25 protein-coding genes are annotated in these 23,351 nt (G+C 33.5%); 11 read left to right on the forward strand and 14 right to left on the reverse strand.

What is annotated here, in order from left to right; genetic code table 11:
• The first annotated feature begins 239 nt into the window (after positions 1–239).
• A complete protein-coding gene (locus HA140_RS01150; RefSeq protein ID WP_209039391.1) occupies positions 240–1,196 on the forward strand; it encodes an NAD(P)/FAD-dependent oxidoreductase in 957 nt (318 codons plus the stop codon).
• A gap of 22 nt (positions 1,197–1,218) precedes the next feature.
• On the opposite strand, the gene HA140_RS01155 is transcribed toward HA140_RS01150, so the two are convergent.
• The 3 genes from HA140_RS01155 to HA140_RS01165 are packed head-to-tail and all read right to left on the reverse strand — an operon-like array spanning position 1,219 to position 4,160.
• Positions 1,219–1,500 carry a P-II family nitrogen regulator gene (locus HA140_RS01155; protein WP_002805886.1) on the reverse strand — a complete coding sequence of 94 codons (282 nt, stop codon included), beginning with the start codon at positions 1,498–1,500 and terminating at the stop codon, positions 1,219–1,221.
• Between the two features lie 2 nt (positions 1,501–1,502).
• The gene (locus HA140_RS01160) at positions 1,503–2,501 is read right to left on the reverse strand and encodes a sodium-dependent bicarbonate transport family permease (protein WP_209039392.1); all 999 of its coding nucleotides are present in this window, start codon (positions 2,499–2,501) and stop codon (positions 1,503–1,505) included.
• A gap of 6 nt (positions 2,502–2,507) precedes the next feature.
• The gene (locus HA140_RS01165) at positions 2,508–4,160 is read right to left on the reverse strand and encodes a SulP family inorganic anion transporter (protein WP_032519679.1); all 1,653 of its coding nucleotides are present in this window, start codon (positions 4,158–4,160) and stop codon (positions 2,508–2,510) included.
• 224 nt (positions 4,161–4,384) lie between these two features.
• Between HA140_RS01165 and hemB the strand changes: the two genes are divergently transcribed.
• The 5 genes from hemB to HA140_RS01190 all read left to right on the forward strand — a co-directional run bounded on the left by hemB (position 4,385) and on the right by HA140_RS01190 (position 9,555).
• Positions 4,385–5,386 (forward strand): porphobilinogen synthase, encoded by a 1,002-nt coding sequence (gene hemB / locus HA140_RS01170; protein ID WP_209039393.1) that lies wholly within the window; start codon positions 4,385–4,387, stop codon positions 5,384–5,386.
• A 62-nt stretch (positions 5,387–5,448) separates the two neighbouring features.
• Positions 5,449–5,835 (forward strand): VOC family protein, encoded by a 387-nt coding sequence (locus tag HA140_RS01175; protein ID WP_209039394.1) that lies wholly within the window; start codon positions 5,449–5,451, stop codon positions 5,833–5,835.
• Between the two features lie 14 nt (positions 5,836–5,849).
• On the forward strand, positions 5,850–8,261 hold the full coding sequence (locus HA140_RS01180) for an endonuclease MutS2 (protein ID WP_209039395.1): 2,412 nt from the start codon (positions 5,850–5,852) through the stop codon (positions 8,259–8,261).
• A gap of 42 nt (positions 8,262–8,303) precedes the next feature.
• Complete coding sequence (gene obgE, locus HA140_RS01185; protein ID WP_209039396.1) at positions 8,304–9,287, forward strand: Obg family GTPase CgtA; 984 nt, start codon at positions 8,304–8,306, stop codon at positions 9,285–9,287.
• A gap of 85 nt (positions 9,288–9,372) precedes the next feature.
• On the forward strand, positions 9,373–9,555 hold the full coding sequence (locus HA140_RS01190) for a hypothetical protein (protein ID WP_011817712.1): 183 nt from the start codon (positions 9,373–9,375) through the stop codon (positions 9,553–9,555).
• A gap of 71 nt (positions 9,556–9,626) precedes the next feature.
• Here the strand turns inward: HA140_RS01190 and HA140_RS01195 are convergent, their stop codons facing one another.
• Together HA140_RS01195 and HA140_RS01200 are read right to left on the reverse strand one after the other, a co-directional pair.
• Complete coding sequence (locus HA140_RS01195) at positions 9,627–9,845, reverse strand: CP12 domain-containing protein (protein ID WP_011817713.1); 219 nt, start codon at positions 9,843–9,845, stop codon at positions 9,627–9,629.
• A gap of 128 nt (positions 9,846–9,973) precedes the next feature.
• Positions 9,974–10,918, reverse strand: coding sequence for a glutathione S-transferase family protein (locus HA140_RS01200; RefSeq protein WP_209039397.1), 945 nt, complete (start codon positions 10,916–10,918; stop codon positions 9,974–9,976).
• A 23-nt stretch (positions 10,919–10,941) separates the two neighbouring features.
• Here HA140_RS01200 and HA140_RS01205 point away from each other — a divergent pair, with 23 nt between their 5' ends.
• Positions 10,942–11,847 (forward strand): aspartoacylase, encoded by a 906-nt coding sequence (locus HA140_RS01205; RefSeq protein ID WP_209039398.1) that lies wholly within the window; start codon positions 10,942–10,944, stop codon positions 11,845–11,847.
• Between the two features lie 117 nt (positions 11,848–11,964).
• Here HA140_RS01205 and HA140_RS09395 read toward each other — a convergent pair whose 3' ends face one another.
• Positions 11,965–12,093 (reverse strand): hypothetical protein, encoded by a 129-nt coding sequence (locus HA140_RS09395; RefSeq protein WP_257469811.1) that lies wholly within the window; start codon positions 12,091–12,093, stop codon positions 11,965–11,967.
• A 189-nt stretch (positions 12,094–12,282) separates the two neighbouring features.
• On the opposite strand from HA140_RS09395, the gene psbA reads away from it, so the two are divergent.
• Together psbA and aroC are read left to right on the forward strand one after the other, a co-directional pair.
• Positions 12,283–13,365, forward strand: a complete 1,083-nt coding sequence (psbA, locus tag HA140_RS01210; RefSeq protein WP_002805533.1) for a photosystem II q(b) protein — start codon at positions 12,283–12,285, stop codon at positions 13,363–13,365.
• A gap of 107 nt (positions 13,366–13,472) precedes the next feature.
• The gene (aroC, locus tag HA140_RS01215; RefSeq protein WP_209039399.1) at positions 13,473–14,570 is read left to right on the forward strand and encodes a chorismate synthase; all 1,098 of its coding nucleotides are present in this window, start codon (positions 13,473–13,475) and stop codon (positions 14,568–14,570) included.
• A 34-nt stretch (positions 14,571–14,604) separates the two neighbouring features.
• On the opposite strand, the gene HA140_RS01220 is transcribed toward aroC, so the two are convergent.
• The 6 genes from HA140_RS01220 to isiD form a co-directional block, all read right to left on the reverse strand.
• Positions 14,605–15,231: a bifunctional 4-hydroxy-2-oxoglutarate aldolase/2-dehydro-3-deoxy-phosphogluconate aldolase gene (locus HA140_RS01220; RefSeq protein ID WP_209039400.1), complete on the reverse strand. Its 627-nt coding sequence runs from the start codon at positions 15,229–15,231 to the stop codon at positions 14,605–14,607.
• Between the two features lie 21 nt (positions 15,232–15,252).
• The gene (ftsH, locus tag HA140_RS01225; protein ID WP_209039401.1) at positions 15,253–17,106 is read right to left on the reverse strand and encodes an ATP-dependent zinc metalloprotease FtsH; all 1,854 of its coding nucleotides are present in this window, start codon (positions 17,104–17,106) and stop codon (positions 15,253–15,255) included.
• A 46-nt stretch (positions 17,107–17,152) separates the two neighbouring features.
• On the reverse strand, positions 17,153–18,328 hold the full coding sequence (sat, locus tag HA140_RS01230) for a sulfate adenylyltransferase (protein ID WP_209039402.1): 1,176 nt from the start codon (positions 18,326–18,328) through the stop codon (positions 17,153–17,155).
• A gap of 71 nt (positions 18,329–18,399) precedes the next feature.
• Positions 18,400–19,194, reverse strand: a complete 795-nt coding sequence (locus HA140_RS01235) for a photosystem II manganese-stabilizing polypeptide (protein ID WP_209040213.1) — start codon at positions 19,192–19,194, stop codon at positions 18,400–18,402.
• Between the two features lie 215 nt (positions 19,195–19,409).
• Positions 19,410–20,666: a bifunctional phosphopantothenoylcysteine decarboxylase/phosphopantothenate--cysteine ligase CoaBC gene (gene coaBC, locus HA140_RS01240; RefSeq protein ID WP_209039403.1), complete on the reverse strand. Its 1,257-nt coding sequence runs from the start codon at positions 20,664–20,666 to the stop codon at positions 19,410–19,412.
• Positions 20,656–20,877, reverse strand: a complete 222-nt coding sequence (isiD, locus tag HA140_RS01245; RefSeq protein WP_209039404.1) for a protein IsiD — start codon at positions 20,875–20,877, stop codon at positions 20,656–20,658. The genes coaBC and isiD overlap by 11 nt, the downstream gene beginning before the upstream one ends.
• Before the next feature lie 218 nt (positions 20,878–21,095).
• Here isiD and HA140_RS01250 point away from each other — a divergent pair, with 218 nt between their 5' ends.
• Together HA140_RS01250 and HA140_RS01255 are read left to right on the forward strand one after the other, a co-directional pair.
• The gene (locus HA140_RS01250) at positions 21,096–21,296 is read left to right on the forward strand and encodes a hypothetical protein (RefSeq protein WP_209039405.1); all 201 of its coding nucleotides are present in this window, start codon (positions 21,096–21,098) and stop codon (positions 21,294–21,296) included.
• A gap of 11 nt (positions 21,297–21,307) precedes the next feature.
• Positions 21,308–21,649, forward strand: coding sequence for a DUF565 domain-containing protein (locus tag HA140_RS01255; protein WP_209039406.1), 342 nt, complete (start codon positions 21,308–21,310; stop codon positions 21,647–21,649).
• A 2-nt stretch (positions 21,650–21,651) separates the two neighbouring features.
• Here the strand turns inward: HA140_RS01255 and HA140_RS01260 are convergent, their stop codons facing one another.
• Both HA140_RS01260 and HA140_RS01265 read right to left on the reverse strand, forming a co-directional pair.
• Positions 21,652–22,668, reverse strand: coding sequence for an aspartate carbamoyltransferase catalytic subunit (locus HA140_RS01260; RefSeq protein ID WP_209039407.1), 1,017 nt, complete (start codon positions 22,666–22,668; stop codon positions 21,652–21,654).
• Positions 22,669–22,689: 21 nt separating this feature from the next.
• Positions 22,690–23,274 (reverse strand): DNA-3-methyladenine glycosylase, encoded by a 585-nt coding sequence (locus tag HA140_RS01265; protein WP_209040214.1) that lies wholly within the window; start codon positions 23,272–23,274, stop codon positions 22,690–22,692.
• Between the last annotated feature and the right edge of the window lie 77 nt (positions 23,275–23,351).

Genomic DNA, 23,351 nt, shown 5'->3' on the forward strand with positions numbered 1-23,351 from the left:
CAACGGCAATTGATTTTTCGATATGATCTAATAATAGATCAATACAGAACATTTCACGTAACTGATCATTTTGATAATTAATTTTTTATGTTTTTCCTATGTAAGTTTGTTTCTATATTAAGCTTTTTTCTCTTTTTTCTTTTAACTTATATCTATATAAAGGTTCAGGTATTTACTTCAAAAATATCTTCTAACCAAGAACTCATCTAATGAACTACTAAAAAAGGAGTTTTTTAAAATTGGAAATCATTGAGTCAGATGTAGTTATTATCGGAGGAGGCCCGGCCGGATGTACTTGCGCACTTTATACATCTCGTTCAAACTTAAAGACAGTAATTTTAGATAAAAATCCATCTGTTGGCGCCTTAGCAATAACTCATCAAATTGCTAATTATCCAGGTGTCCCGGTTGATATAAGTGGAGAGAAATTACTTACTCTAATGAGAGAACAGGCTGTGCAATACGGCACAGATTATAGAAGAGCGCAAGTGTTTGGAATAGACGCTAGTGGAGAATGGAAAATGGTTTATACGCCAGAAGGCACTTTTAAAGCTAAAGCACTTGTACTTGCAAGTGGAGCCATGGGTAGGCCTGCATCATTTAAGGGCGAGGCGGATTTTCTTGGCAAAGGAGTAAGTTATTGTGCTACATGTGATGGGGCTTTTTATAAAAATAGAGAAGTTGCCGTTGTTGGAGTGAACAAGGAGGCAATTGAAGAGGCAACTGTTTTAACTAAATTTGCATCAACTGTGCATTGGATTACATCAAGTGATCCTAAATCAGATAATGAAGAAGCTATGGAATTGATGGACAATTCAAATATAAAACATTGGAGTAGAACAAGATTATTGGAAATATTGGGTGATGATATGGGTGTGAATGGGGTTGTTGTAAAAAATAAAAAAGAAGAAAATCCTATCAATTTAAATTTAGATGGAGTGTTTGTCTATATGAGTGGTTCAAAGCCGATTACTGATTTTTTAGGGGATCAAATTGCTTTAAAAGAAGATGGAGGAGTTATTGTTGATGACTTTATGTCTACAAACTCTGATGGAGTATGGGCTATTGGAGACATAAGAAATACACCATTTAAGCAAGCCGTAGTTGCGGCTTCTGATGGATGTATTGCTGCAATGTCAATTGATAGATACCTAAATAGTCGAAAAAATATAAGAGTAGATTGGATTCATTCTTAGAAATAAATATTGCTTATTTAAGTTAAAGGGGTGTTGCTTCAGAAATATAAGCAACTCCTCCGTAATAGCTTAAATCGTCCCTGATGTTATCTCTCATTTTATCTATTAATTCTTGCTCACAAAAAACAATTACATGAGCATTTGCTCCTAATCCTGTAAATTCCATATCTTCAGTAACAACTCTTTCAGGACCTCTGCCTGTCGCGTGTTTCATAACTGTATATCCAGGAACATTAGCTTTTTCTAATGTTTTAATGATTGCATCTAGTTCTCTTTCACTAAATATCAAGTCTAATCTTTTCATTTTTATAGAGGGGACAATGGGATGATGGTATTTACTAAACTCATATATATGGGAATGCCAAGAACTATATTGAATGGGAAAGTTAGACCTAGTGTAGTTGAAATGTAATAACTAGATTTAGCTTCTGGAACTGTCATCCTCATCGCTGCAGGAACTGCTAAATAAGATGCGCTTGCACATAAAACCACAAATAAAAGTGCGTTGCCAGGTCCTAAAGATAAAAATCTTGCAACGAAAACACCAATAAATGCGTTAAACAAAGGCATAAAAATGGCAAAGCCAATTAAAAATGAACCTGCACTTTTCAGTCTCGGCAATCTTTGAGCAGCAACTATTCCCATATCTAACAAGAAGAAGCATTCTGCTCCATAGAATAATTGTCCAGTAAAAGGCTCCATTTTTGCAATCCCTGAGGGATTACTTGAAGCAGTGAGAAATCCTACAATTAAGCTTGAGAGCAATAAATAAACCGATCCATTCAAAAGTGATTCGTGTAATATTGCGCTTAGATGCATTTTTCTTGATTTTGGTCTGTTTTTGGGAGCTGCGAATTTTACAAGTAATAATCCAACAATTATTGCGGGAGATTCCATTAAAGCTAAGGCGCCAACCATAAACCCATCAAAGGCTATTTTTTGACTTTCCAAAAAACTTTCTGCGGAAATAAATGTAACAGCACTAATTGATCCGTATGCGGCTGCTATTGCGGCTGAATTAAAGACATCAAACTTAATTCTTAAAATTAAAAATCCAATTAGTGGGATTACAAGTGACATCAGTACTGCAGCACTTAAAGTAGGCAATACTTGATCAGTAAAACCACTCTTCTGTATCTCTATACCTCCTTTAAACCCAATAGCTAGTAGAAGATATAAGGAGAAGAGTTTTGGTAATGGAGCTGGTATTTCTAAATCAGATTTAAAGAGTACTGATATTGCTCCAATCAAGAAGAAAAGAACTGGCGGGGCTAATACATTTTGCAGAATTGGATTTATTTCCATAGATTACTAAGCAATTTCATTTAGAGCAGTTTCTAAAGCTTCTTTTCTTGTTTCAATAATGCCTTCAACTCCAAACTTTGCTAATCTGTCTTTTACTTTTTCATTAGCACCAGCAACAAATGCTTTTCTAGAATTATTTTTTGCTTCTTGCATCATATCCTCTATTGCCAGAGTCGCAGTAACTCCAAGTCGCGGTACATCAGTGATATCTAATATCAAAACTTTGTAGTTTCTTACAAGCATCATTCTCTCAGATATGCCTTTAGCTGCTCCAAAACTAAGTGGTCCTTTAAGTCTAAATAGCATTACCTCGCCTGAACATCTATCTAGAAGTGCTTTTTCATCAGCAGGCAAAGCATTTTTTCCTTGATCATCTTCTGATAAAGGATTATCCTCATCCATACCTTCTAGTTGAGTTTCGGTTATTGAATCAATAGTGAGCATATTTGCTATAAATACACCGACTAAAACTGCCCAAATTAAATCCCAAAAAACAGTCATTAAAAGTACGCCGTACATTACTACTGATGTTTTTAAAGATAATTTGTGAGCCCTCCTCAAGAATCCCCAATCAATAATATCTAAGCCTACTTTTATAAGAATTCCTGCTAGCAATGCAGTTGGTATTTGTTCAGCTAAAGGTCCTGCACCAACTAAAACTATCAATAACACAACCGAGTGAACCATACCAGAAATTGGAGTTGATCCTCCAGATTTAACATTTATAACTGTTCTCATGGTTGCTCCTGCTCCAGGTAAACCTGAAAATAGACCTGCAACAGCATTTCCTATTCCTTGACCAATAAGTTCTCTATCAGAATTGTGTTTTGTTTGAGAGATGTTGTCTGCTACTAGAGATGTCAGTAAGGAGTCAATTGCGCCAAGTACTGCTAGAACTAATCCTGCTTTGAAAATAATTGGGAAATATTGATTAAAACTTGGGAAATTTAAAGATGGCACTCCCCTTGGGATTTCTCCAATTCTATCAATAGCTCCATCTCCAAAAATTAATATTGATATTGGGGTAACTATCAATAGGGCCAAGAGAGGAGAAGGAACCCACTGACTTATTTTTCTAGGAGTAAGAAATACTATACCTAGTGTCATTATTGCTACTCCAATAGCAGCACCATTGGGTTGGAAATTTGAAAATACAGTAGATAAAGATTCGACTACTCCACCTCGAGTGCTAATTCCAAGTAATGGTCCAATCTGAAGCGCAATGATTATTACTCCAATACCAGACATAAATCCTGAAACAACAGAATATGGAACTAAAGTAATATATTTACCTAATTTTAGAATTCCGAATAATATTTGCAGTAAGCCGCCAATGACTACGGCTGCCATAACTAAAGGTAAAATTTGTCCTGCAGAAAGATCTCTAGGAACCCCTACTGCTGCTAAGCCTGCTACTACGCCTGCAACAGTTACACTCATGGGACCGGTAGGCCCACTAACTTGAGCAGGTGTTCCGCCGAATAATGCTGCTAAAAACCCAACTACTACTGCTCCATATAGTCCATAAATTGCTCCGCCAGGTCCTAACGCAGCATTACCAAAAGCAAGAGCGAGAGGCAAAGCCACTACTGCGGCTGTGATCCCTCCTAAAATATCGCCTCTTACATTCTTTAGATGAAATCCATTAATTATTTTCAAAGATACTCTCCTTAAAATAAATACTTAACTAAAAGATATTATCTCTTTATGACGTAAATTTGTGAAAAATGAAGTTTGTGCAAAATATTTTTGTAACTTTTTACTCTTTGTCTTTAAAATAATTAAGTTAATTTTCCTGAACAAAAGGAGTCCCTGATTGATTTATGTGCAAGGCAAGCGATTAATGTATTAAATAAATATTTTTCAACTTAAATAATATTAAAATGAACTCGATTATTCGCCCAAGAAGATTAAGAAGGACTGAGGCAATTAGAGAAATGGTAAGAGAAAACCATTTAAAGGCTGCGGACTTTATATATCCATTATTTATTCATGAAAAAGATTTTAAAGAGGAAATTTCAGCAATGCCCGGAACTTATAGATGGGATATTAATGGCTTAATCAAGGAAGTTATTAGGGCATGGGAATTGGGAATAAGATGTGTGGTTCTTTTTCCAAAAATAAACGACAGCTTGAAGACTGAAGATGGAGCAGAGTGTTTTAATGAAGACGGTTTAATACCTAAAGCTATTCGAATATTAAAAAAAGAGATTCCAGAAATGACAATAATGACTGATGTTGCCTTGGACCCATATTCGTGTGATGGGCATGATGGATTAGTTGATAAAAATGGAACAATCTTAAATGATGAAACTATTGAAATTTTAAAAAAACAAGCTTTAACACAAGCAAGAGCTGGAGCAGATTTTATTGGCCCTAGTGACATGATGGATGGGAGAGTTGGAGCAATTAGAAATGCTCTCGATAATCAAGGATTTTGTGATGTAGGAATTATCAGTTATACAGCAAAATATTCATCTGCTTATTATGGTCCATTTAGAACTGCTTTAGATTCAGCTCCAAGAGAAAATAGCAAAAAAATAATTCCAGATAATAAGTCTACATATCAAATGGACCCTGCCAATTCAAAAGAGGCTTTAATTGAATCTGCATTGGATCAATATGAGGGAGCTGATATTTTGATGGTAAAACCTGGAATTTCTTATTTAGACATTGTATATAGAATAAGCACTTTTTCAAATAAACCTATAGCTGCATATAACGTTAGTGGGGAATATTCCATGGTAAAGTCTGCTGCCATGAAAAACTGGATTAATGAAAAAGATATTGTTTTAGAAACTTTGCTTAGTTTTAAAAGAGCAGGAGCAAAACTTATACTTACTTATCATGCTTGTGATGCATCACAATGGTTGCAGGATAGTTAAAAACTCATTATTAACAAAAATTTGGTTTATTCTTAGATTAATAATAAGTTCACTGTTTTGTTTTGAAGTTTACTCCAGGAGTTAATAGGATTGGTCATATCGCACTTAGAGTAGAGAATCTCGAAAGGGCGAAATCTTTTTATATTAAGCTTGGTATGAACTTAGTTTGGGACGATAAAGATTGGTCTTATTTAGAAGCTGGCAAAGGAAAAGATGGACTTGCTTTGTTAGGCCCCAGCTACAAAGCTGCGGGACCTCATTTTGCTTTTCATTTTGAAAATAAAAAAGAAGTGGAAAATATTCAAAATGATTTAAAAAATTCTGGTGTAAAAGTTGGACCTTTACATGAACATAGAGATGGAACAGCATCATTTTATTTGAAGGATACTGAAGGAAACTGGCTAGAGATGCTTTATGTTCCTCCTGAAGGAATTCAATCAAATGTTTGATTCTTTTTTTTTGTATGCAAGAGAAAAGTTATTCTAAAAAATCATATTCACATAACACTTTAGATGAAGAATCTGTAAACCTTTTAGAGTGGGATTCATTAAAAATGCATTTATCTTCGTTCGCCTCCACTGAAATGGGTAAACGAGCAATTTTAAGTTTTGAGATTCCTTCAGAATACGATGCATCTAAAAGACTTTTAAATGAAACTGTTGAGATAACTGCGCTAGAAAGTAATTTAGATAAATCAATTAGTTTTTCTGGTGTTTTTGATATCAGTAGAAATATTGAAATTTGTTCCAAGGGGGGTGTAATTTCATCTTCTGAATTGTTAGAAATTGCGAAAACAATTTCTGCAGCAAGAAATTTAAAAAAAATCTTATTAGATTTTGAACAAAGGCCTTATATTTCATCATTTATAAAAAATTTAATTGACCATCAGAATGTCGAAACGATTTTTAAAAAAGGCATTGAATCTAATGGAAGGATTTCAGACAATGCTAGTAATGAACTATCTATTCTAAGAAAAGAATTATTATCTAAGAAGCTTGAAAGAAAAGCATTAGTTGAGAAATTTATTCAAAAGAATTTAGCTTATTTGCAAGATACCACTATTGGAGATCGATATGGCAGACCAGTTTTAGCAGTGAAAGTGAATTATATAGATAAATTTAAAGGCATAATTCATGACTCTTCATCTTCAGGAAATACAGTATATTTTGAACCTGATAGTGTAGTAAGTAAAGGTAATAAGATTGCTTCTTTAGCGGCTAGGATCACATCAGAAGAATTTAAATTACTCAAGAAATGGTCCCATGTTGTTTGTGATAATTCAGAAAATCTTACTGAAATGGCATCCATTTTATTGAGATTAGAAAATGCTCTAACTCGTTCAAGATATTCGAAATGGATTGGAGGCAAAACTCCTACTTTTGAGAAAAATCCCATTATTTCTCTAATTGGTTTTTCTCATCCGTTATTGATTTGGGAACATAAGAAAAAAGGATCTCCTCCTCCAGTGGCTGTCGATTTTCATATAAATAGAAATATTAAGGTTGTAGCCATTACTGGTCCAAATACTGGAGGTAAAACAGCAGCTTTAAAAGGGTTGGGACTGTCTTTACTTATGGCTAGAGCAGGATTATTGATACCCTCTACTATTAATCCTGTTATACCTTTTTGTCCAAATATATATGTGGATATAGGAGATAATCAATCATTAGAAGAAAATTTATCTACCTTTAGTGGGCATATATCCCGAATAAAAGAGATTTTAGATTCACTTGATAATAGGAAAGGATTGTCAGTTGTTTTATTAGATGAGATTGGATCTGGTACAGATCCTCTTGAAGGAAGTGCTCTTGCTATGGCTTTATTAAAAGAATTTGCAAATAAATCTGATATCACTTTAGCAACTACACATTATGGAGATATTAAAGCTTTAAAATATAATGACTCCAGATTTGAAAACGTATCAGTTGCCTTTGATGAGGATTCTTTCAAGCCAAAATATATACTCAACTGGGGCATTCCTGGGAGGAGTAATGCTTTGTCAATTTCAAAGAGAATTGGCCTCGATGAAAGTATACTCAATGAAGCTGCAAATTATCTAAAGCCAAAAGAAGTTGATAATATTAATAGTATTATTAAAGGACTTGAAGAAGAGAGGATTAAACAACAAAATTCTGCAGAAGCTGCTGCAGAACTCATTGCAAGGACTGAAATATTACATGATGAATTGAAGAGAAATTATGAATATCAAAAAATAAATGCTGAAAAAATCCAGGAAATTGAAAGGGCTAAATTATCAAAACATATTGTATCTGCTAAAAAAGAGGTAATAGATTTGATTAAAAAATTAAGAGATAAAAATGTTAATGGAGAGGATACGAGAGTTATTGGAAAAAGATTAAAGGAAATTGAGACGGAACATTTAACCCAAAAAAAATTTGAAAAGTCAATATCATGGAACCCTCAGGTCGGCGATTTTGTAAAAATTAAAAGTCTAAATAGCACAGGACAAATTATAGATTTAGATAAAAAAGGAGGTTTTTACGAAGTTAAATGTGGTTCATTCAGAAGCACATTATCTGTAAATGACTTTGAGGGTATTAATGGAGAAAAGCCTAATTTCAAAAGTTCAAAAATTGAGGTTAAGTCTAAAAGAGAAGATTTTTATTTTTCTAAAATTAGAACAAGTAAGAATACAATTGATGTAAGAGGGCTTAGAGTTCATGAAGCCGAAATAATTATTGAAGAGAAAATTAGAAAATTTCATGGACCGTTATGGATTGTTCATGGAATTGGAACAGGAAAATTAAAAAAAGGATTAAGAAATTGGTTATCAGGTTTAAATTATGTTGATAAGATTGAAGATGCTGCCAACAACGAGGGTGGACCTGGTTGCAGTATTGCGTGGATAAAATAAAATTTATAAATACCTAGAAAAATAATTTAATAAGTGTATTAAGTGCAATTTATTGATCAAGCAAACATTATTCTTAAAGCTGGAAAAGGTGGAAATGGAATAGTTTCATTTAGAAGAGAAAAATTCGTTCCTGCTGGAGGACCTTCAGGGGGAAATGGTGGAAGAGGGGGTTCAGTTATTCTGATGGCTGATAATAATCTTCAAACATTATTAGATTTCAAATTCAAACGTGAAATAATTGCTAAAGATGGATGCAAAGGAGGTCCTAATAAGAGATCTGGTGCTTCAGGTGAGGATACAATCCTTAAAGTTCCATGCGGTACAGAAATAAGGGATATTAAAACCGGTATTATTTTAGGAGACTTAACTAAAGATAAACAGAGTTTAACTATTGCCATTGGAGGAAGAGGTGGACATGGAAATGCTTATTATTTAAGTAATCAAAATAGAGCCCCAGAATCTTTCACTGAAGGAAAAGATGGTGAGATATGGGAAGTTCAATTAGAACTAAAACTTCTTGCAGAGGTTGGGATTATAGGCCTTCCAAATGCTGGGAAAAGCACTTTGATTTCCGCTGTGTCATCTGCCCGTCCAAAAATCGCAAATTATCCCTTCACAACTCTAATACCTAACTTAGGTGTAGTAAGAAAAATTGATGGGAATGGTTGCCTTTTTGCGGATATTCCTGGATTAATATCAGGGGCAGCTGATGGAGTGGGTTTAGGGCATGATTTTTTAAGGCACATCCAAAGAACGAAGATACTTGTTCACTTAATTGATGCAATTGCAGAAAATCCTTTACATGATTTTGAGATAATTGAGCAGGAATTAAAAAAATATGGAAAAGGGCTTTTAGATAAAGAGAGGATAGTAGTATTGAATAAAATGGAACTTGTAGATGATGATTATTTGAAAAAAATTACAAAAAAGTTAGAAGATTTATCTAAAAAAAAAGTTTTAGTTATTTCTTCATCTTTAAAAAAAGGTCTATCTTCACTGCTTTCTGAAGTATGGAAAAGGATCTAACTTAAATTAAAAATTTTTTTGTAAAAAATACACTTGATTTAATAATGAAAATTAGTCATAAATAAGATACTTCTTTAAACACAATATGAATTTCTATACTTGCTTTGATCAACAAGGAAAAATAATAGCTAGATGTCAAACTATTCAAGATATTGAGGTTTTGAAGAAAATGGGAAGACCAATTGTAGAAGTAAAGGAAATGAAAAATGAGGAGTCGGTTGTATGTTCGCTTACAGGAAGTCCATCCGACTTTAATAGAGATTACTAATAGAATTAACAAATAAAAAAAGGGCTTTTAGAGCCCTTTTTTTTATTGTTTATTATTTAGCAAAAGAAAACTTAATCATCATAAACAAGACATTCTGGTTCATCCGGATTGGCATCGCAGAATAATTCCAAGGCATTAGGATCATGTTTGTCTTCTGGATGATGATCCTTATATTCTTCAAGTTCTTTTAGTTCTTCAGTTAAATGTCTGACCTTTGGAAGATTGCCCTCTGCTTTTGCAGATTCGATTTCCGATTGATCTTTTTGGATGTGTTCGTCAATGGATTTCATTTTAAGCTTTTCGTACTTTAGTAGACATACATAACATAGTTAATTTCTAATGAAATTGCATTATCTATGAACTAAATAAGTGTTCATTACAACATCAATTTTTTTTTCGAAATTGATTTATGTATTTTTCATGACTCTAATCTCATTATTTCCTCAAGTGTTGGTAAAACTGGGATTAGTTGATTTGGATTTAAAGGAAATAAAGCTTTGTAGTAATCTTTTTTCCATTCATTGTCGAAGCAAGTCCTTTTTACATGAGATAATTTAAAGAATTTTAATCTCCATTCAATAATCTTTTCGAAACTTGATAGTTCTTGTTCAGTACATTTGAAAAGTTTGCTATATATCAATTCCCATCTTATAAGCGTTGGAAAAAGGTAAATATCTGCGTAGGTTAACTGTTCTCCAAATATCCAGTCCCCTTTGTTTTTCTGTAGTAAATTTTCAACTTCATTTATAGCTGTGAAAAGATTTTGACTAGCTTTTTCATAAGCTGACTGGTTTCTTGCAAAACCACATTTATATACGCCATCATTAATGTTGTTATTAATTAAATCTAAAAATTTTTGATTACAGTCTTTAATTGTCCATATCTGATATTTTGATTGAATTTTTATTGAATTAAGTAGTCTTATAATCTGGGAACTTTCATTAGACAAAATATTTACTTCATCTTTTGAAAAACAGATTAAAAGAGGTAATGTCGCCCTAAAAATAATCTTTTTATTAGCTTTTTTGTAAAGTTCTGAAAGTCTCCTACATCCTTTAATCTTTGTATTGAAAATCCATTCGCCATGCTCAACATCGGCTTTTAAAAATATAACCTTAACTTTTTTTGATAAGTGTTTAATTTCGTGTACGAGTAAAGTTCTTTGACACCATGGACAAGAATTGCCTACCAATAAATAAATTTGTCCATTCTCATTATTAATATCGTATTCATTATCAATTGTTATACCTTTAGGCCTTTTATAATTACCATGTAAATCCGATGGTGCGAAGCCATTCATTAGTTGGGCCCAAAACCAATACCAGAATTTCTTGGAGGCCTTAATAAGGTATTTATTTTGCATAAAATTTTATTTTCAAAGAAAAAATGACTGTTCAAAGAATACTTATCGTTTCAGGCACTCATGGGAATGAAATTAATCCTGTTTGGGCGGTTAAACAATATAATAGAGAGGAAAATAGTTTAAATCATGGTATTGAGTATGAGTACATAATTGGTAATCCTGTTGCCTATGAAAAAGGGTGCAGATATATTGATGTAGATTTAAATAGATCTTTTAAAGAAATTGAGAATTTTGATCAACATAAGAATAACTTTTATGAAATTGATAGAGCCAATTTTTTAGTAGATCAATTTGGGCTTGACGGATCTAAACCCTGTCAAATTGCAATCGATTTGCATACTACTACTGCCAATATGGGAACTTGCATTGTTTTGTATGGTAGGAGATTCAAAGATTTTTGTTTAGCTGCATTATTTCAGAACAAATTTGGATTGCCTATTTATTTGCACGAAAAAGATAAAGCTCAAACAGGCTTTCTTGTAGAAGCTTGGCCATGCGGTCTAGTTATTGAAATAGGAGCTGTAGCACAAAATTTTTATGATCAAAATATTATAAATAGATTCTCTCTAATAATTAGCTCCCTAAGGGAAGAGATATATAAATTAAAAAACAATCTTATAGAACTTCCAAAAGAATTAGTTGTTCACGTTCATCAAGGGAGTATAGATTATCCAAGAGATGAAAAAGGAGATATTGATGGCCTAATTCATCCTGAGAGAATAAACCAAGATTGGCAAATGGTTAAAAAAGGAGATCCATTATTTCTGGATAGCCAAGGAATAATTCACAAATATGATGGAGACCAACCGATTTGGCCAGTTTTTATTGGAGAAGTCGCTTATAAGGAAAAAAAAATTGCCATGAGCTATACAAAAAAAGAAGTGATTTATTCCAAAAAACAATGGGTTCAGGAGTTTGAAAGTCTTTAAATTAATAAACCGGAACAATAAATCGTTGAAAACTAATAAGGATTTTTTATTTTATAGATAAGTTTATTTAATATCCAATACTTTTATTTTTTTTGCTAATTTTTAAACCTTAAAAACCTAAATTCTCTCACTCCAATAAATAACAGCTCCAAAAGCCTCTAATTGCAGTCTTCTATGCTTAGCATCTCTTAAGGCAACTACCTCTCTAGATCTTTTTCCGTTAAGAAGCCATTCGATTATTACCAAGTTGAATCCTCAATAACAAAGAAAATCTTAAGACATGGAAGTTCTTTTCTTTTATTTTTCAAAAAATAAGTTTACTTAAAGAAAAAATATTTACACATTTTTAGCGATTTTGGTCTAAAATCTTCGAAGCGGAATCTATTTTCCGTTTTTATTTACACGTCTCACTTTAGAGACATACTTTACGAACTCATGACAACTATTCAGCAGCAGCGTTCTTCGCTGTTAAAAGGTTGGCCACAGTTTTGTGAGTGGGTAACATCAACTAACAACAGAATTTATGTTGGTTGGTTCGGCGTCTTAATGATTCCATGCCTTCTTACAGCAGCGGCTTGCTTCATCGTTGCATTCATCGCAGCACCACCAGTAGACATCGACGGAATTAGAGAGCCAGTTGCTGGTTCATTCCTATATGGAAACAACATCATTTCAGGTGCGGTTGTTCCTTCATCTAACGCTATTGGTCTACACTTCTACCCAATCTGGGAAGCAGCAACTGTAGATGAGTGGTTATACAACGGTGGTCCTTACCAGCTTGTAATTTTCCACTTCCTAATTGGTATCTCAGCATACATGGGAAGACAGTGGGAGCTTTCATACCGTCTAGGTATGCGTCCTTGGATCTGTGTTGCATACTCTGCACCAGTTTCAGCAGCTTTCGCAGTATTTCTTGTATATCCATTCGGTCAAGGTTCTTTCTCTGACGGAATGCCTTTAGGTATCTCTGGAACATTCAACTTCATGTTTGTTTTCCAAGCAGAGCACAACATTCTTATGCACCCATTCCATATGGCTGGTGTTGCTGGTATGTTCGGAGGATCTTTATTCTCAGCTATGCATGGTTCACTTGTTACTTCATCTCTAATCAGAGAAACAACTGAGACTGAGTCTCAGAACTATGGTTACAAGTTCGGACAAGAAGAAGAAACATATAACATCGTTGCAGCTCATGGCTACTTCGGTCGTTTGATCTTCCAATATGCAAGTTTCAACAACAGCAGAAGTCTTCACTTCTTCCTAGCTGTATTCCCAGTTGTTTGTGTATGGTTAACTTCAATGGGTATCTGCACAATGGCATTCAACCTTAACGGTTTCAACTTCAACCAATCAGTTGTTGATGCTAACGGTAAGATTGTTCCTACATGGGGTGATGTTCTTAACAGAGCAAACCTAGGTATGGAAGTAATGCACGAGCGTAATGCTCACAACTTCCCACTTGATCTAGCAGCAGCTGAGTCTACAACAGTAGCTCTTTCAGCTCCAGCTATCGGTTAAGCTTAAAGTTCTTAAACTTACAAGCCCCCTTTTTGGGGGCTTTTTTTTGTTTAATTTTCAATTGGTTTCATATAATGTTTATATATAGATAAACATTTGATATTTCTATGAGTAGTAGTTTTGGAAAGATTTTTCGTGTTAGTACTTTTGGAGAATCACATGGTGGTGCAGTAGGAGTTATCCTTGATGGATGTCCACCTAAATTAAAAATAGATATTAATCTGATACAAAATGAATTAGATAGGCGCAGACCTGGCCAAAGTGACATTACAACACCCAGAAATGAAGAAGATAAAATTGAAATATTAAGTGGGATAAAGGAAGGGTTAACACTTGGAACTCCAATAGCAATGTTGGTAAGAAATAAGGATCAAAGACCAGGAGATTATAATAATTTGGAGCAGGTATTTAGACCTTCTCATGCAGATGGTACATATCATCTGAAATATGGAATTCAGGCAAGTTCTGGTGGTGGAAGAGCCTCTGCTAGAGAAACAATTGGGAGAGTAGCTGCTGGAGCTGTAGCAAAACAATTATTAAAAACCTTCTGTAACACTGAAATACTATCTTGGGTAAAGCGTATACATGATATTGATTCTGATATAAATAAAGAGAAGATTTCTCTCAAAAAAATAGATTCTAATATTGTTAGATGTCCTGATGAAAAGGTATCAACAGAAATGATCGAGCGAATTAAGGAATTAAAGCGTCAAGGAGACTCTTGCGGCGGAGTTATTGAATGTTTAGTAAGAAACGTTCCGTCTGGTCTTGGCATGCCTGTTTTTGATAAATTAGAAGCTGATTTAGCAAAGGCTTTGATGTCTTTGCCTGCTACAAAAGGCTTTGAAATAGGTTCAGGTTTCTCTGGAACTTATTTAAAGGGAAGCGAACATAATGATGCCTTCATTAAATCTGATGATATTAGGAAGTTAAGAACAATATCTAATAATTCGGGCGGTATACAGGGAGGAATAAGTAATGGCGAAAATATTGAGATGAAGATAGCTTTTAAACCTACAGCAACTATCGGGAAAGAACAGAAAACAGTAAATGCTGAAGGTAAAGAAGTTTTGATGAAAGCAAAAGGGAGACATGATCCATGCGTTCTACCAAGAGCAGTTCCTATGGTTGATGCTATGGTGGCTTTAGTACTTGCTGATCATTTACTTCTGAATCAAGCTCAATGTGGCTTAATGAATAATTAGTAGTTTTGTTAAATAAATTATATTTATCTTTTATTTAATTATTTTTGAGCCATTCATATATTTTTGGATCAAATTTTTTATTTTTGATAGCTTTATCTCCAATCACGATTGCTTTATATCCTAAAGATTTATAAGTTTTTACATCATTGATTGATAGTCCTCCAGCAGCAATAAAATCAATATTTTTATAGTTGAATATATCTATCGAACTATCTTTACTTTTTATTGGATAAATTTTGATAATGTTGCAATTTAAATTTGCCGCTTCCTTAAGATCCTTTAAATTACGAATTCCAGGAATTAATAAATAATTCTTTGAATGCGCATAATTGAAAAGATCTTTATCCCAAAATTTCATCATCGAAAAATTTAATCCAATTTTTAATGAATCTTCTATTGATTGCTTATTAACTATGGAGGCAGAGCCTAAATTGATTTTTGGATATTTGAGTTTAATTTCGGATACAAAATCCAACCAATTTTTGTTATTTGACCAACTTATTTCAATATTTTTTAATCCTAATTTTACTAAGCTTTCTAAATCTTCAAAAAATAAATTCTTTATAGAGGTATTTAAGTAAATCTTATCTTCAGGTTTTATGAGTAAAAAAAAAGATTCTTTTAGTAGTAAATCAGAAAAAGAATCTTCCTTAATATCCATTAAGTATTTAAATTTTTAAGACTAGATATAGTTTGCGACTTTGACTTCTGAGCGGTTAAGCAAATCTTGAATATCTTCAGTATCTATAGTTTCTCTTTCAATGAGCATTTGAGCCATTTCGTCGAGGACTATTCTATTATCTGTCAAAACTTTTGTAGCTCTTTTGTATGCCACATCAACAAGCTCTGAAACCTCAACATCTATAGTCGCAGCAGTATCTTCAGAGAAGTCTCTTGTAGAGCTCATATCTCTTCCAAGAAACATTCCACCTTGAGATTGACCTAAAGCCACTGGGCCTATTTTGTCACTCATACCGAACTTAGTGATCATTTGTCTAGCTACATTAGCAACTTGCTGTAAGTCATTTGAAGCTCCCGTTGTAACTTCTTCTTCTCCATAGACTATTTCTTCGGCAACTCTTCCACCAAGAGCTACAGCCATTTGATTTTGAAGGTAAGAACGAGAGTAAAGACCAGATTCCATTCTTTCTTCACTTGGAGTAAAGAAGGTTAAACCTCCAGCTTGACCTCTAGGAATTATTGAAACTTTTGCTACGGGATCATAATCAGGCATTAATGCTCCAACGAGTGCATGACCAGCTTCGTGATAGGCAACTAATTCTTTTTTCTTGTCACTGATGACTCTATCTTTCTTTTCAGGACCTGCCATAACTCTTTCAATGGCATCACCGACTTCATCATTACTTACTTTATCTAAATCTTTTCTAGCCGCTAGTATTGCTGCTTCATTCAAAAGGTTAGCTAAATCTGCACCAGTAAATCCTGGTGTTCTTCTAGCGACTTTATCTAAATCAACGTCTTTTGAAAGAGTTTTATCTTTTGCATGAACATTTAATATCTGTAGTCTTCCAGCGTAATCTGGTCTATCTACTGTGACTTGTCTATCGAATCTTCCTGGACGCATTAAAGCTGAATCTAAGACATCAGGTCTGTTTGTGGCAGCAACAATTATTATTCCTGAATTACCCTCAAATCCATCCATTTCGGTTAGGAGTTGATTTAATGTTTGCTCTCTTTCATCATTTCCTCCGCCCATACCAGCACCTCTTTGTCTTCCAACTGCATCTATTTCGTCAATGAATACAATACAAGGAGCATTCTTTTTAGCTTGTTCAAAAAGATCTCTAACTCTGCTAGCTCCGACTCCTACAAACATCTCTACAAATTCCGAACCAGATATTGAGAAAAAAGGTACACCTGCTTCTCCAGCAACTGCTTTTGCTAGTAATGTTTTTCCTGTACCAGGAGGGCCAACAAGAAGGACTCCTTTTGGAATTTTTGCTCCGACTGCGGTAAATCTATCTGGACTCTTGAGAAAATCTACAACTTCTGTGAGTTCTAATTTTGCACCTTCAACACCAGCAACATCTGAAAAAGTTACCTGTGTAGATGGTTCCATTTGAAGTCTAGCTTTGCTTTTTCCAAAACTCATGGCAGGGTTGCCACCCCCAGCATTACCACTTTGGGATCTTCTGAAAAGAAAAAATAGGCCTCCAATCAGAAGTACTGGGAAAATTAAGCTACTTACAGCCTGTTGCCATGGATTGGCTAATTTTGTAGGTGTTACAGCTATATCTACATTATTCTCAGTCAGTATTTTTAATAAATCTTTGTCAGGAGCTAAATTGACCTCAGACCTGCTCCCATCATTTTCAACAACTTGAGCTGTGGCGTTATCTGGAGATATTAGTACTCTACTTATTTGTTTATCTTGTACTGCCTCTATAAAATCACTATATCTCAAGGTCTTTGTAGAACTTTCAGTACTAGGTTTATCAAAAACTGAAGTACCAATGAAAATTACAGTAATAACAGCTAGGACGTAAAGTCCTACGTTTCTCCAACGTTTGTTCACGATAAAAAATCTTTAATAAAACTATAATACTAATAATAAAACAATATTAAGAGCGTCTTAGAACATCTACTACACTTTTGAATGCAAACCATTCAGGAATTGGTTCGCCATTTCTCAATTTCTTTCTAAATTCAGTACCACTAAGTTTCATAATTTCATAATTAAACTCTTTAGCTTCTTCAGCTGTTATGTATCCTTTTTCCTTCGTATAAACTAAATTTTTTGAAGGAACAGTTTGCATCATCAATTCATCTGCACACTTATTCGCAAAATTCTGGGCGTCATATGGACCATAAAAATCTTCACCAGTTGATGAAGACTTACAACCAGCCATATCTCTACCAATAATAAAGTGGGTGCAGCCATAATTTCTTCTGATTATCATATGTTGAAGAGCTTCTCTTGGCCCTGCCATATGCATTGAATAAGGTAAAAAAGCCCATTTTATTCTTTCATCAGATATTTCCTCTTCTAATTCTTTATAGGTCAAATATCTAACTTTTCCAGGGATATCATCTTGTTGTGTTGGTCCACAAGTTGGATGAACTAAAACAACTGAGTTAGAGGAGACATTATCCGAAAGTAAGGCATTAGTAAATAATTCATAATGTGCTCTATGAATTGGATTTCTGCATTGAAATGCAACTACATCATGATTTGATGGCAGTGTAGATCTAACTTCTTCTGGGGTTTTGCAGGGGAATTCTCTAATTGGTAGTTCGAAACCATAAACTCTTCCTCCTATATAAAATCTCCCTCTCTCGTTAAAAATCATCTTAACCGCAGGATGATCTAAAGAATTAGTACCATAACAAAGTTCAGCTTCTAAGGATTTGTCAGGCTCCCAAATAGAACTTACTTCTAAAACTGCTATTTTTTGTTTCTTATAAGTAAGCAATATTGTCTCTCCAGCTTTTACTTTTTCATTATTTGAATCAAATACTATAGGCAAGCCAAAAAGCAACCCATTTGTATTTCTATTATTTTTAATTACCGCATTGTAGTTATTTTCATCCATAAAACCTTCCAATGGAGAGAAAGCTCCAACTATCAAAAGTTCTACATCGCATGCGTTTCTCTCGCTACATTCAAACTCATAAGTAGCTTTAGAGATAAGATCATTTTTAAGGTTTTTATCTTGGATAATTAAATTTTTCAGTTCCCCTCCATAAGGCGGTATTAGTCCATTAGTATCTGTTTTAGTTTTTTGTTGTAATTCCATTTTTAAAATAGATAAAGAAAAATTTTGAAAAAAAAAAAGGGGTTTAACCCCCTTTTTATCTTAAGTAGGATTTATGCCTTTCTTCCGTAAAGCTCCCCAATTATTTTTACATCAAGTGGATCCTTTGAACCCATATCTGTATCTGAAGGTTGGATTGCTTCAAAAGTACCAGCAAATTCGTCTGTGTCAGAATCTACATTGTTAATTGAAAGAGTAATAACGCCAGTACCATTTACATCAACTTTAATATTTTCTTTTGCAAGTTCTTCGTCATCGCCTCCTAATGCAACTAAACCTTGAGCATATTCAACACCAGTATTTTTAGCTCTTGCCTTAGGATCTAGAAAGTCACCAGTTCTGTAGTTAGGTGTAAATGTTAAACCACTAATTTCAGTGCCAGGCTCAATTGATGAAGGTAAATCAGCTGTAAGATCTTTTGCTGAGAATGCAAATGGCACCTCTAAACCACCAGGAGTTAACACAGTAATAAGTTGAAAATCAATACCACCTTTTTCATTGAAAGTTCCTGAATCTATATCTCCATAAACTTCTGTCACTGTGGTGTTATTTCTAGGACTAATAATTTTTGTAGAAACAAATTCTGCAGCTTTTCGTTTTGTCCCTGGCACTTTTACATAAACTTCTGTTGGATGCATGCATATTCCTTTAAGGCTATCTCCATTCCCTAGAGATATTGATCCGACAAGAGACGAGTCTAATGTAGGGCAATCATTAGCTTTTCCTGTGTTAACAACATCTGTGAATTGTGCATTTCCTCTTTCAGAAAAAGCAAATGTTTTAACAGGTACGAAAGCAAAAGTTATACAAATTGAAATAACAAAAGCTAAGAAAGAACGGATTCTCATAATTAAAGTTGCAGTAAATTTCTGTGACGGTAGATTAAAGGTCATCTAATAAGTTCAGTACGGATATTACAAGGGAAAGGACCATAAAAGTTAGGACTATTAAATCCTCGAAACAACCCGTAGCTTTTTAGATTTTAAAAAACTGGAATTATTTTAAGCTATCGCATTATTTTTAATGATTAAGATTACAAAAAAATACAAATTAAAAAATTTTTTTATTTTTCTAATGAAATAATTTTGGTTATTAATTTATTTGCTAAATCAATTTTTGATGTTTTGTTAATGTAGTATTCCGTATCATTAGTGTCGAATAACCAACCTTCATTTTGTGCCGCAAAGCCAAATCCTTGGCCTTCAAGATCAATTGGATTTGCGAATAAATAATCACAACCTTTTTGGATAATCTTTTCTTTAATTGTCATTCGTGCTTCTTCGATAGATCCTGTAAAAGCACAAAAGCCTACAAAAACTTGGTTATCTTTTTTTGATTTACTAATTATTTTTAAAATATCTGGGACTAGCTCAAAGTTTTGATTCAAATGAGCATTAATTTGATTTTTTGGAATTTTAGCTGAAGTATCAGAGTTTATTTTGAAATCAGATACTGCTGCATTCATAAAAAAATAATCGCAATTTGATATTTCATTATTAAGTGCCTTAATTAAATCAACACTAGTTTCAATTTCATATCTTTTTATCCCATCAGTAAGATTCTTATCGATTTTCAGAGGACCATGAACATATTTTACTTGTGCTCCCCTGAACCTCGCTACTTGAGAAAGTAGTAGGCCCATAGCTCCAGAACTTTTGTTAGTAATGTGTCTTGCCGCGTCAATTTTCTCTGAGGTACACCCTCCAGTTATTAAAATTTCTTTATTAAGTAAATCTTTGCGATATTCATTTTGTTTATGTGAAGCTATAAATTCAAGAGCTAATTGGATTAGATCATTGGGAGGTATCTTACCGATGCCAATAGCATCACATGCTAAGAGGCCTTCACTTGGTTGCAAAGACAAAACATTTTCGTAATTCTGTAAATTCTCATAATTTTTTTGGACAGCTTTATTTAGCCACATTTGTGAATTCATTGCTGGTGCGACAATTATTGGCTTTATATTTGCTATTAAGATGCTTGGGATCAATCCATCTGCATTTCCAGTTACCCATTTTGCTAATGTTGTCGCTGTTAAAGGGGCGATGATTAAAATATCAGCCCAATTACTTACTTCTATGTGAAGAGGTGTTGATTGACCATCAGACCATTGATCATTTTCTAAAATGCACGGGTTTCTACTTAAAATAGAAAGAGAAAGCGGCTTTATTAATTTTTCTGCATTTTTTGATAAAACGCATCTTATTTCATAATTTTCTTTCGCTAGTTGGCTAACTAATAATGGAACTCTTACAGCTGCAATACTTCCACTTATTAATAAAAGAACCTTTATTTTGGATTCCCTACTTTTAGTTTTCATCGAAAGGTTCCTGATCGAGGAGATGGGTATAATTACTCGTTAATTCAGGCCTATTGATTGCAAGAGCCCTCAGTAAGTGCCAGTCTTTTAAACCATCAAATGGAGTAATATAATTATCTTCCTCTAGCCTTTTAGCGAGTTCAAAGGTCATTTCTTCATCAAAAGAATTTACTAGTTCCTCACTTATTTTATTTTCAGAAATGAATTTCATATTGAGTAAAGTCAATATACTCTAATAATAAGGCCTCAAGTAATTATTTAAAATTGATAAAAGAATTAAGTACATATTTTCAAGGATATGATAATTTTCAATTTTCATATCTTTTCAAATTGTTTTTAGGTCATTTATCTTCATTCTCAGTCATAAATATGCAAACTCTCCTTTTCAAAAATATTCTTTCTTAAAATGTTGATGAAAAAATTTATATCATGTCGCAAACCAAAAGAGAGCAAGTCATTTGTCACATACGCTATTTAAGGCAAGAGCTCAGAGAAATGCATTTAGGAATAAAAGAAGATGACCTTTTCCCTGAGCCAGGCGAATTAAGAGGGTTATTGGCTCAATTTGAAGCATTACTTGAATTAATAGAAGGAAATACTAAAATTCAATCAAATTCTGAAGCGGCTTAGTTTAATGCAAAATGGTTGTTAAACCTCAAAAGACAAAATTTCAGCTAAAAATTGTGGAAAATATTCAGACACTAAGTATTTGGGCTAGTAATCCATGGCGAAGATATTCAATATCATTAATTACACTTTTAATCGGATACTTTTTTGGAAGCTCTCTAGGTATGGTAAGTGCCGTTGTGGAACTCATGGATCCTGTAGCCGCTTTTTTATCAGTAGTTTTTATTGAGTTTTTAATAGTTTTGAGAAGAAATTTTAGATTTGAAAGGAAAAAGAAATTTTTAGTACTTTTATTAGATTCTTTAAGATTGGGATTATTTTATGGTTTCTTTACTGAAAGTCTTAAGTTGCTATAAGTTTACTTGTTGTGTTTCTGTAATAGATAAAGCAAAGCCATTCTTATAGGGATACCATTTGCAACTTGATTATTAATTAAGCAATTAGGATATTTATCTACCACTTTGCTACTAATTTCAATATCTCTGTTAATGGGACCAGGATGTAGAATTGGAATTTCTTTATTATTTAAAGATAATTTCTCTGGGGTTAAGCCATAATTCAAACTATATGAATCAATGCTACTTAGTAAATTTTCCATCATTCTCTCTTTCTGGAGTCTTAAAACAATAATCGCATCTGCAATTTTTATTGATTCTTCCAATGTTCTAGAAATTGTTATGGAACCTCTTGATTTAACAGGATCTTCTGTTTGATTTGGCGCGGGGGTGTTTAAAAAATTGATAAATTCATCAGGTATTAATGTCTTAGGACCACATAAGATTATATCGGCGCCGAATGCACTCAAAGCCCAAAGATTTGACCTGGCAACCCTTGAATGATTAACGTCGCCAATTATTAAAATTTTTTTGGAATTTAAAACCTCTGGATTCAGTGTTTTTGGGGAAAAGAATTTTATCAATGTATAGATGTCAAGCAATCCTTGGCTGGGGTGACTATGTAATCCATCTCCCGCATTAAGAATCGAAGTCTTGGCATTTATTGCATCAAGTTTTTTTGCGATCTCAAAGGTTATGTAACTTGACGAATGTCTGATAACTAATGTATCTGCCCCCATAGCAGAATAAGTTATGGCTGTATCAATTATTGTTTCGCCTTTTGTTAAAGAGCTGGAGGATGGCGCAAACGTTTGAACATCAGCAGAAAGTCTTTTTGCTGCAAGCTCAAAACTATTTTTTGTTCTTGTACTTGCTTCAAAAAATAAAGACGTTACCAAAGTCCCTTGTAAGGCCGGTATCTTTTTTGTTCCTGCATTCTTTAGTGCATCAAATCTATTAGCTAATTCAAATACTGACTCATAATCTTTAATTGAAAAATTAGCTAGTGTGTGAATATGTTTATGAGGCCAAATTTGCATTACGCTTAAAAAGATAAATGATTATTGAAATTTAGGTGTTCTGTCACCTTTTAATCTTTTACTTACACTCCTACTATTTTTGAGATACCAACGCCATTTTATATTTTTTGCCTTTGATATGCCAATTCTCGTAGTTTGAATAAGATCTTTTTCTTCTAGAGTGGAGTCTCGTGGAGAAATCCATAAAGAATTGTTATTAAGAACTTCAAGTGAGTTAAATGAAATGTCTACACTGAATGTTTTTGTTACTAGGCCAGGTCCAGAAGCTAATCTTTCATATTTATTAGAGATAAAAACTGATCTTATCAAAACACCACTCGCAAAATTTTCTTTATCAGTAACTATGTTTAAACAATGATGAATCCCATAAGATTTGTAAATATAAAATGTGCCAGGTTTGCCAAATAATGATTTGTTTGATTCAGTCATTTTGCGGTAGCCATGACAGGCCTCTTCTTCCTGTGAATAAGCTTCAGTTTCAACAATTACCCCTTTAACTTGATCTATCTCATTATTTTTTTTTATGAGGTAACAGCCTATTAAATCAGGAGCAACAAGTTTAGAGTGCCGATAAAAAAAATTTTTTGGAAAGAATTCTTCTTCTATTTTTCAATATCTATCTAATAACATATTTAGCTGAGAAAAATAATTAAGGCTATCAATTGATATTGATTTTCAAAAAG

This window comes from Prochlorococcus marinus CUG1417 (assembly GCF_017695975.1).
GTDB classification, from domain to species: domain Bacteria; phylum Cyanobacteriota; class Cyanobacteriia; order PCC-6307; family Cyanobiaceae; genus Prochlorococcus_A; species Prochlorococcus_A marinus_AG.

Bases quoted from the DNA above. Each gene is read 5' to 3' on its own strand.
- HA140_RS01180 (WP_209039395.1), top strand. From the start codon at position 5,850: ATGCAAGAGAAAAGTTATTCTAAAAAATCATATTCACATAACACTTTA.
- HA140_RS01205 (WP_209039398.1), top strand. From the start codon at position 10,942: ATGACTGTTCAAAGAATACTTATCGTTTCAGGCACTCATGGGAATGAA.
- HA140_RS01195 (WP_011817713.1), bottom strand. From the start codon at position 9,845: ATGAAATCCATTGACGAACACATCCAAAAAGATCAATCGGAAATCGAA.
- HA140_RS01250 (WP_209039405.1), top strand. From the start codon at position 21,096: ATGTCGCAAACCAAAAGAGAGCAAGTCATTTGTCACATACGCTATTTA.
- HA140_RS01220 (WP_209039400.1), bottom strand. From the start codon at position 15,231: ATGGATATTAAGGAAGATTCTTTTTCTGATTTACTACTAAAAGAATCT.
- hemB (WP_209039393.1), top strand. From the start codon at position 4,385: ATGAACTCGATTATTCGCCCAAGAAGATTAAGAAGGACTGAGGCAATT.
- psbA (WP_002805533.1), top strand. From the start codon at position 12,283: ATGACAACTATTCAGCAGCAGCGTTCTTCGCTGTTAAAAGGTTGGCCA.
- HA140_RS01235 (WP_209040213.1), bottom strand. From the start codon at position 19,194: ATGAGAATCCGTTCTTTCTTAGCTTTTGTTATTTCAATTTGTATAACT.
- sat (WP_209039402.1), bottom strand. From the start codon at position 18,328: ATGGAATTACAACAAAAAACTAAAACAGATACTAATGGACTAATACCG.
- HA140_RS01260 (WP_209039407.1), bottom strand. From the start codon at position 22,668: ATGCAAATTTGGCCTCATAAACATATTCACACACTAGCTAATTTTTCA.
- HA140_RS01190 (WP_011817712.1), top strand. From the start codon at position 9,373: ATGAATTTCTATACTTGCTTTGATCAACAAGGAAAAATAATAGCTAGA.
- coaBC (WP_209039403.1), bottom strand. From the start codon at position 20,666: ATGAAAACTAAAAGTAGGGAATCCAAAATAAAGGTTCTTTTATTAATA.
- aroC (WP_209039399.1), top strand. From the start codon at position 13,473: ATGAGTAGTAGTTTTGGAAAGATTTTTCGTGTTAGTACTTTTGGAGAA.
- HA140_RS01160 (WP_209039392.1), bottom strand. From the start codon at position 2,501: ATGGAAATAAATCCAATTCTGCAAAATGTATTAGCCCCGCCAGTTCTT.
- HA140_RS01155 (WP_002805886.1), bottom strand. From the start codon at position 1,500: ATGAAAAGATTAGACTTGATATTTAGTGAAAGAGAACTAGATGCAATC.
- HA140_RS01255 (WP_209039406.1), top strand. From the start codon at position 21,308: ATGGTTGTTAAACCTCAAAAGACAAAATTTCAGCTAAAAATTGTGGAA.
- isiD (WP_209039404.1), bottom strand. From the start codon at position 20,877: ATGAAATTCATTTCTGAAAATAAAATAAGTGAGGAACTAGTAAATTCT.
- HA140_RS01200 (WP_209039397.1), bottom strand. From the start codon at position 10,918: ATGCAAAATAAATACCTTATTAAGGCCTCCAAGAAATTCTGGTATTGG.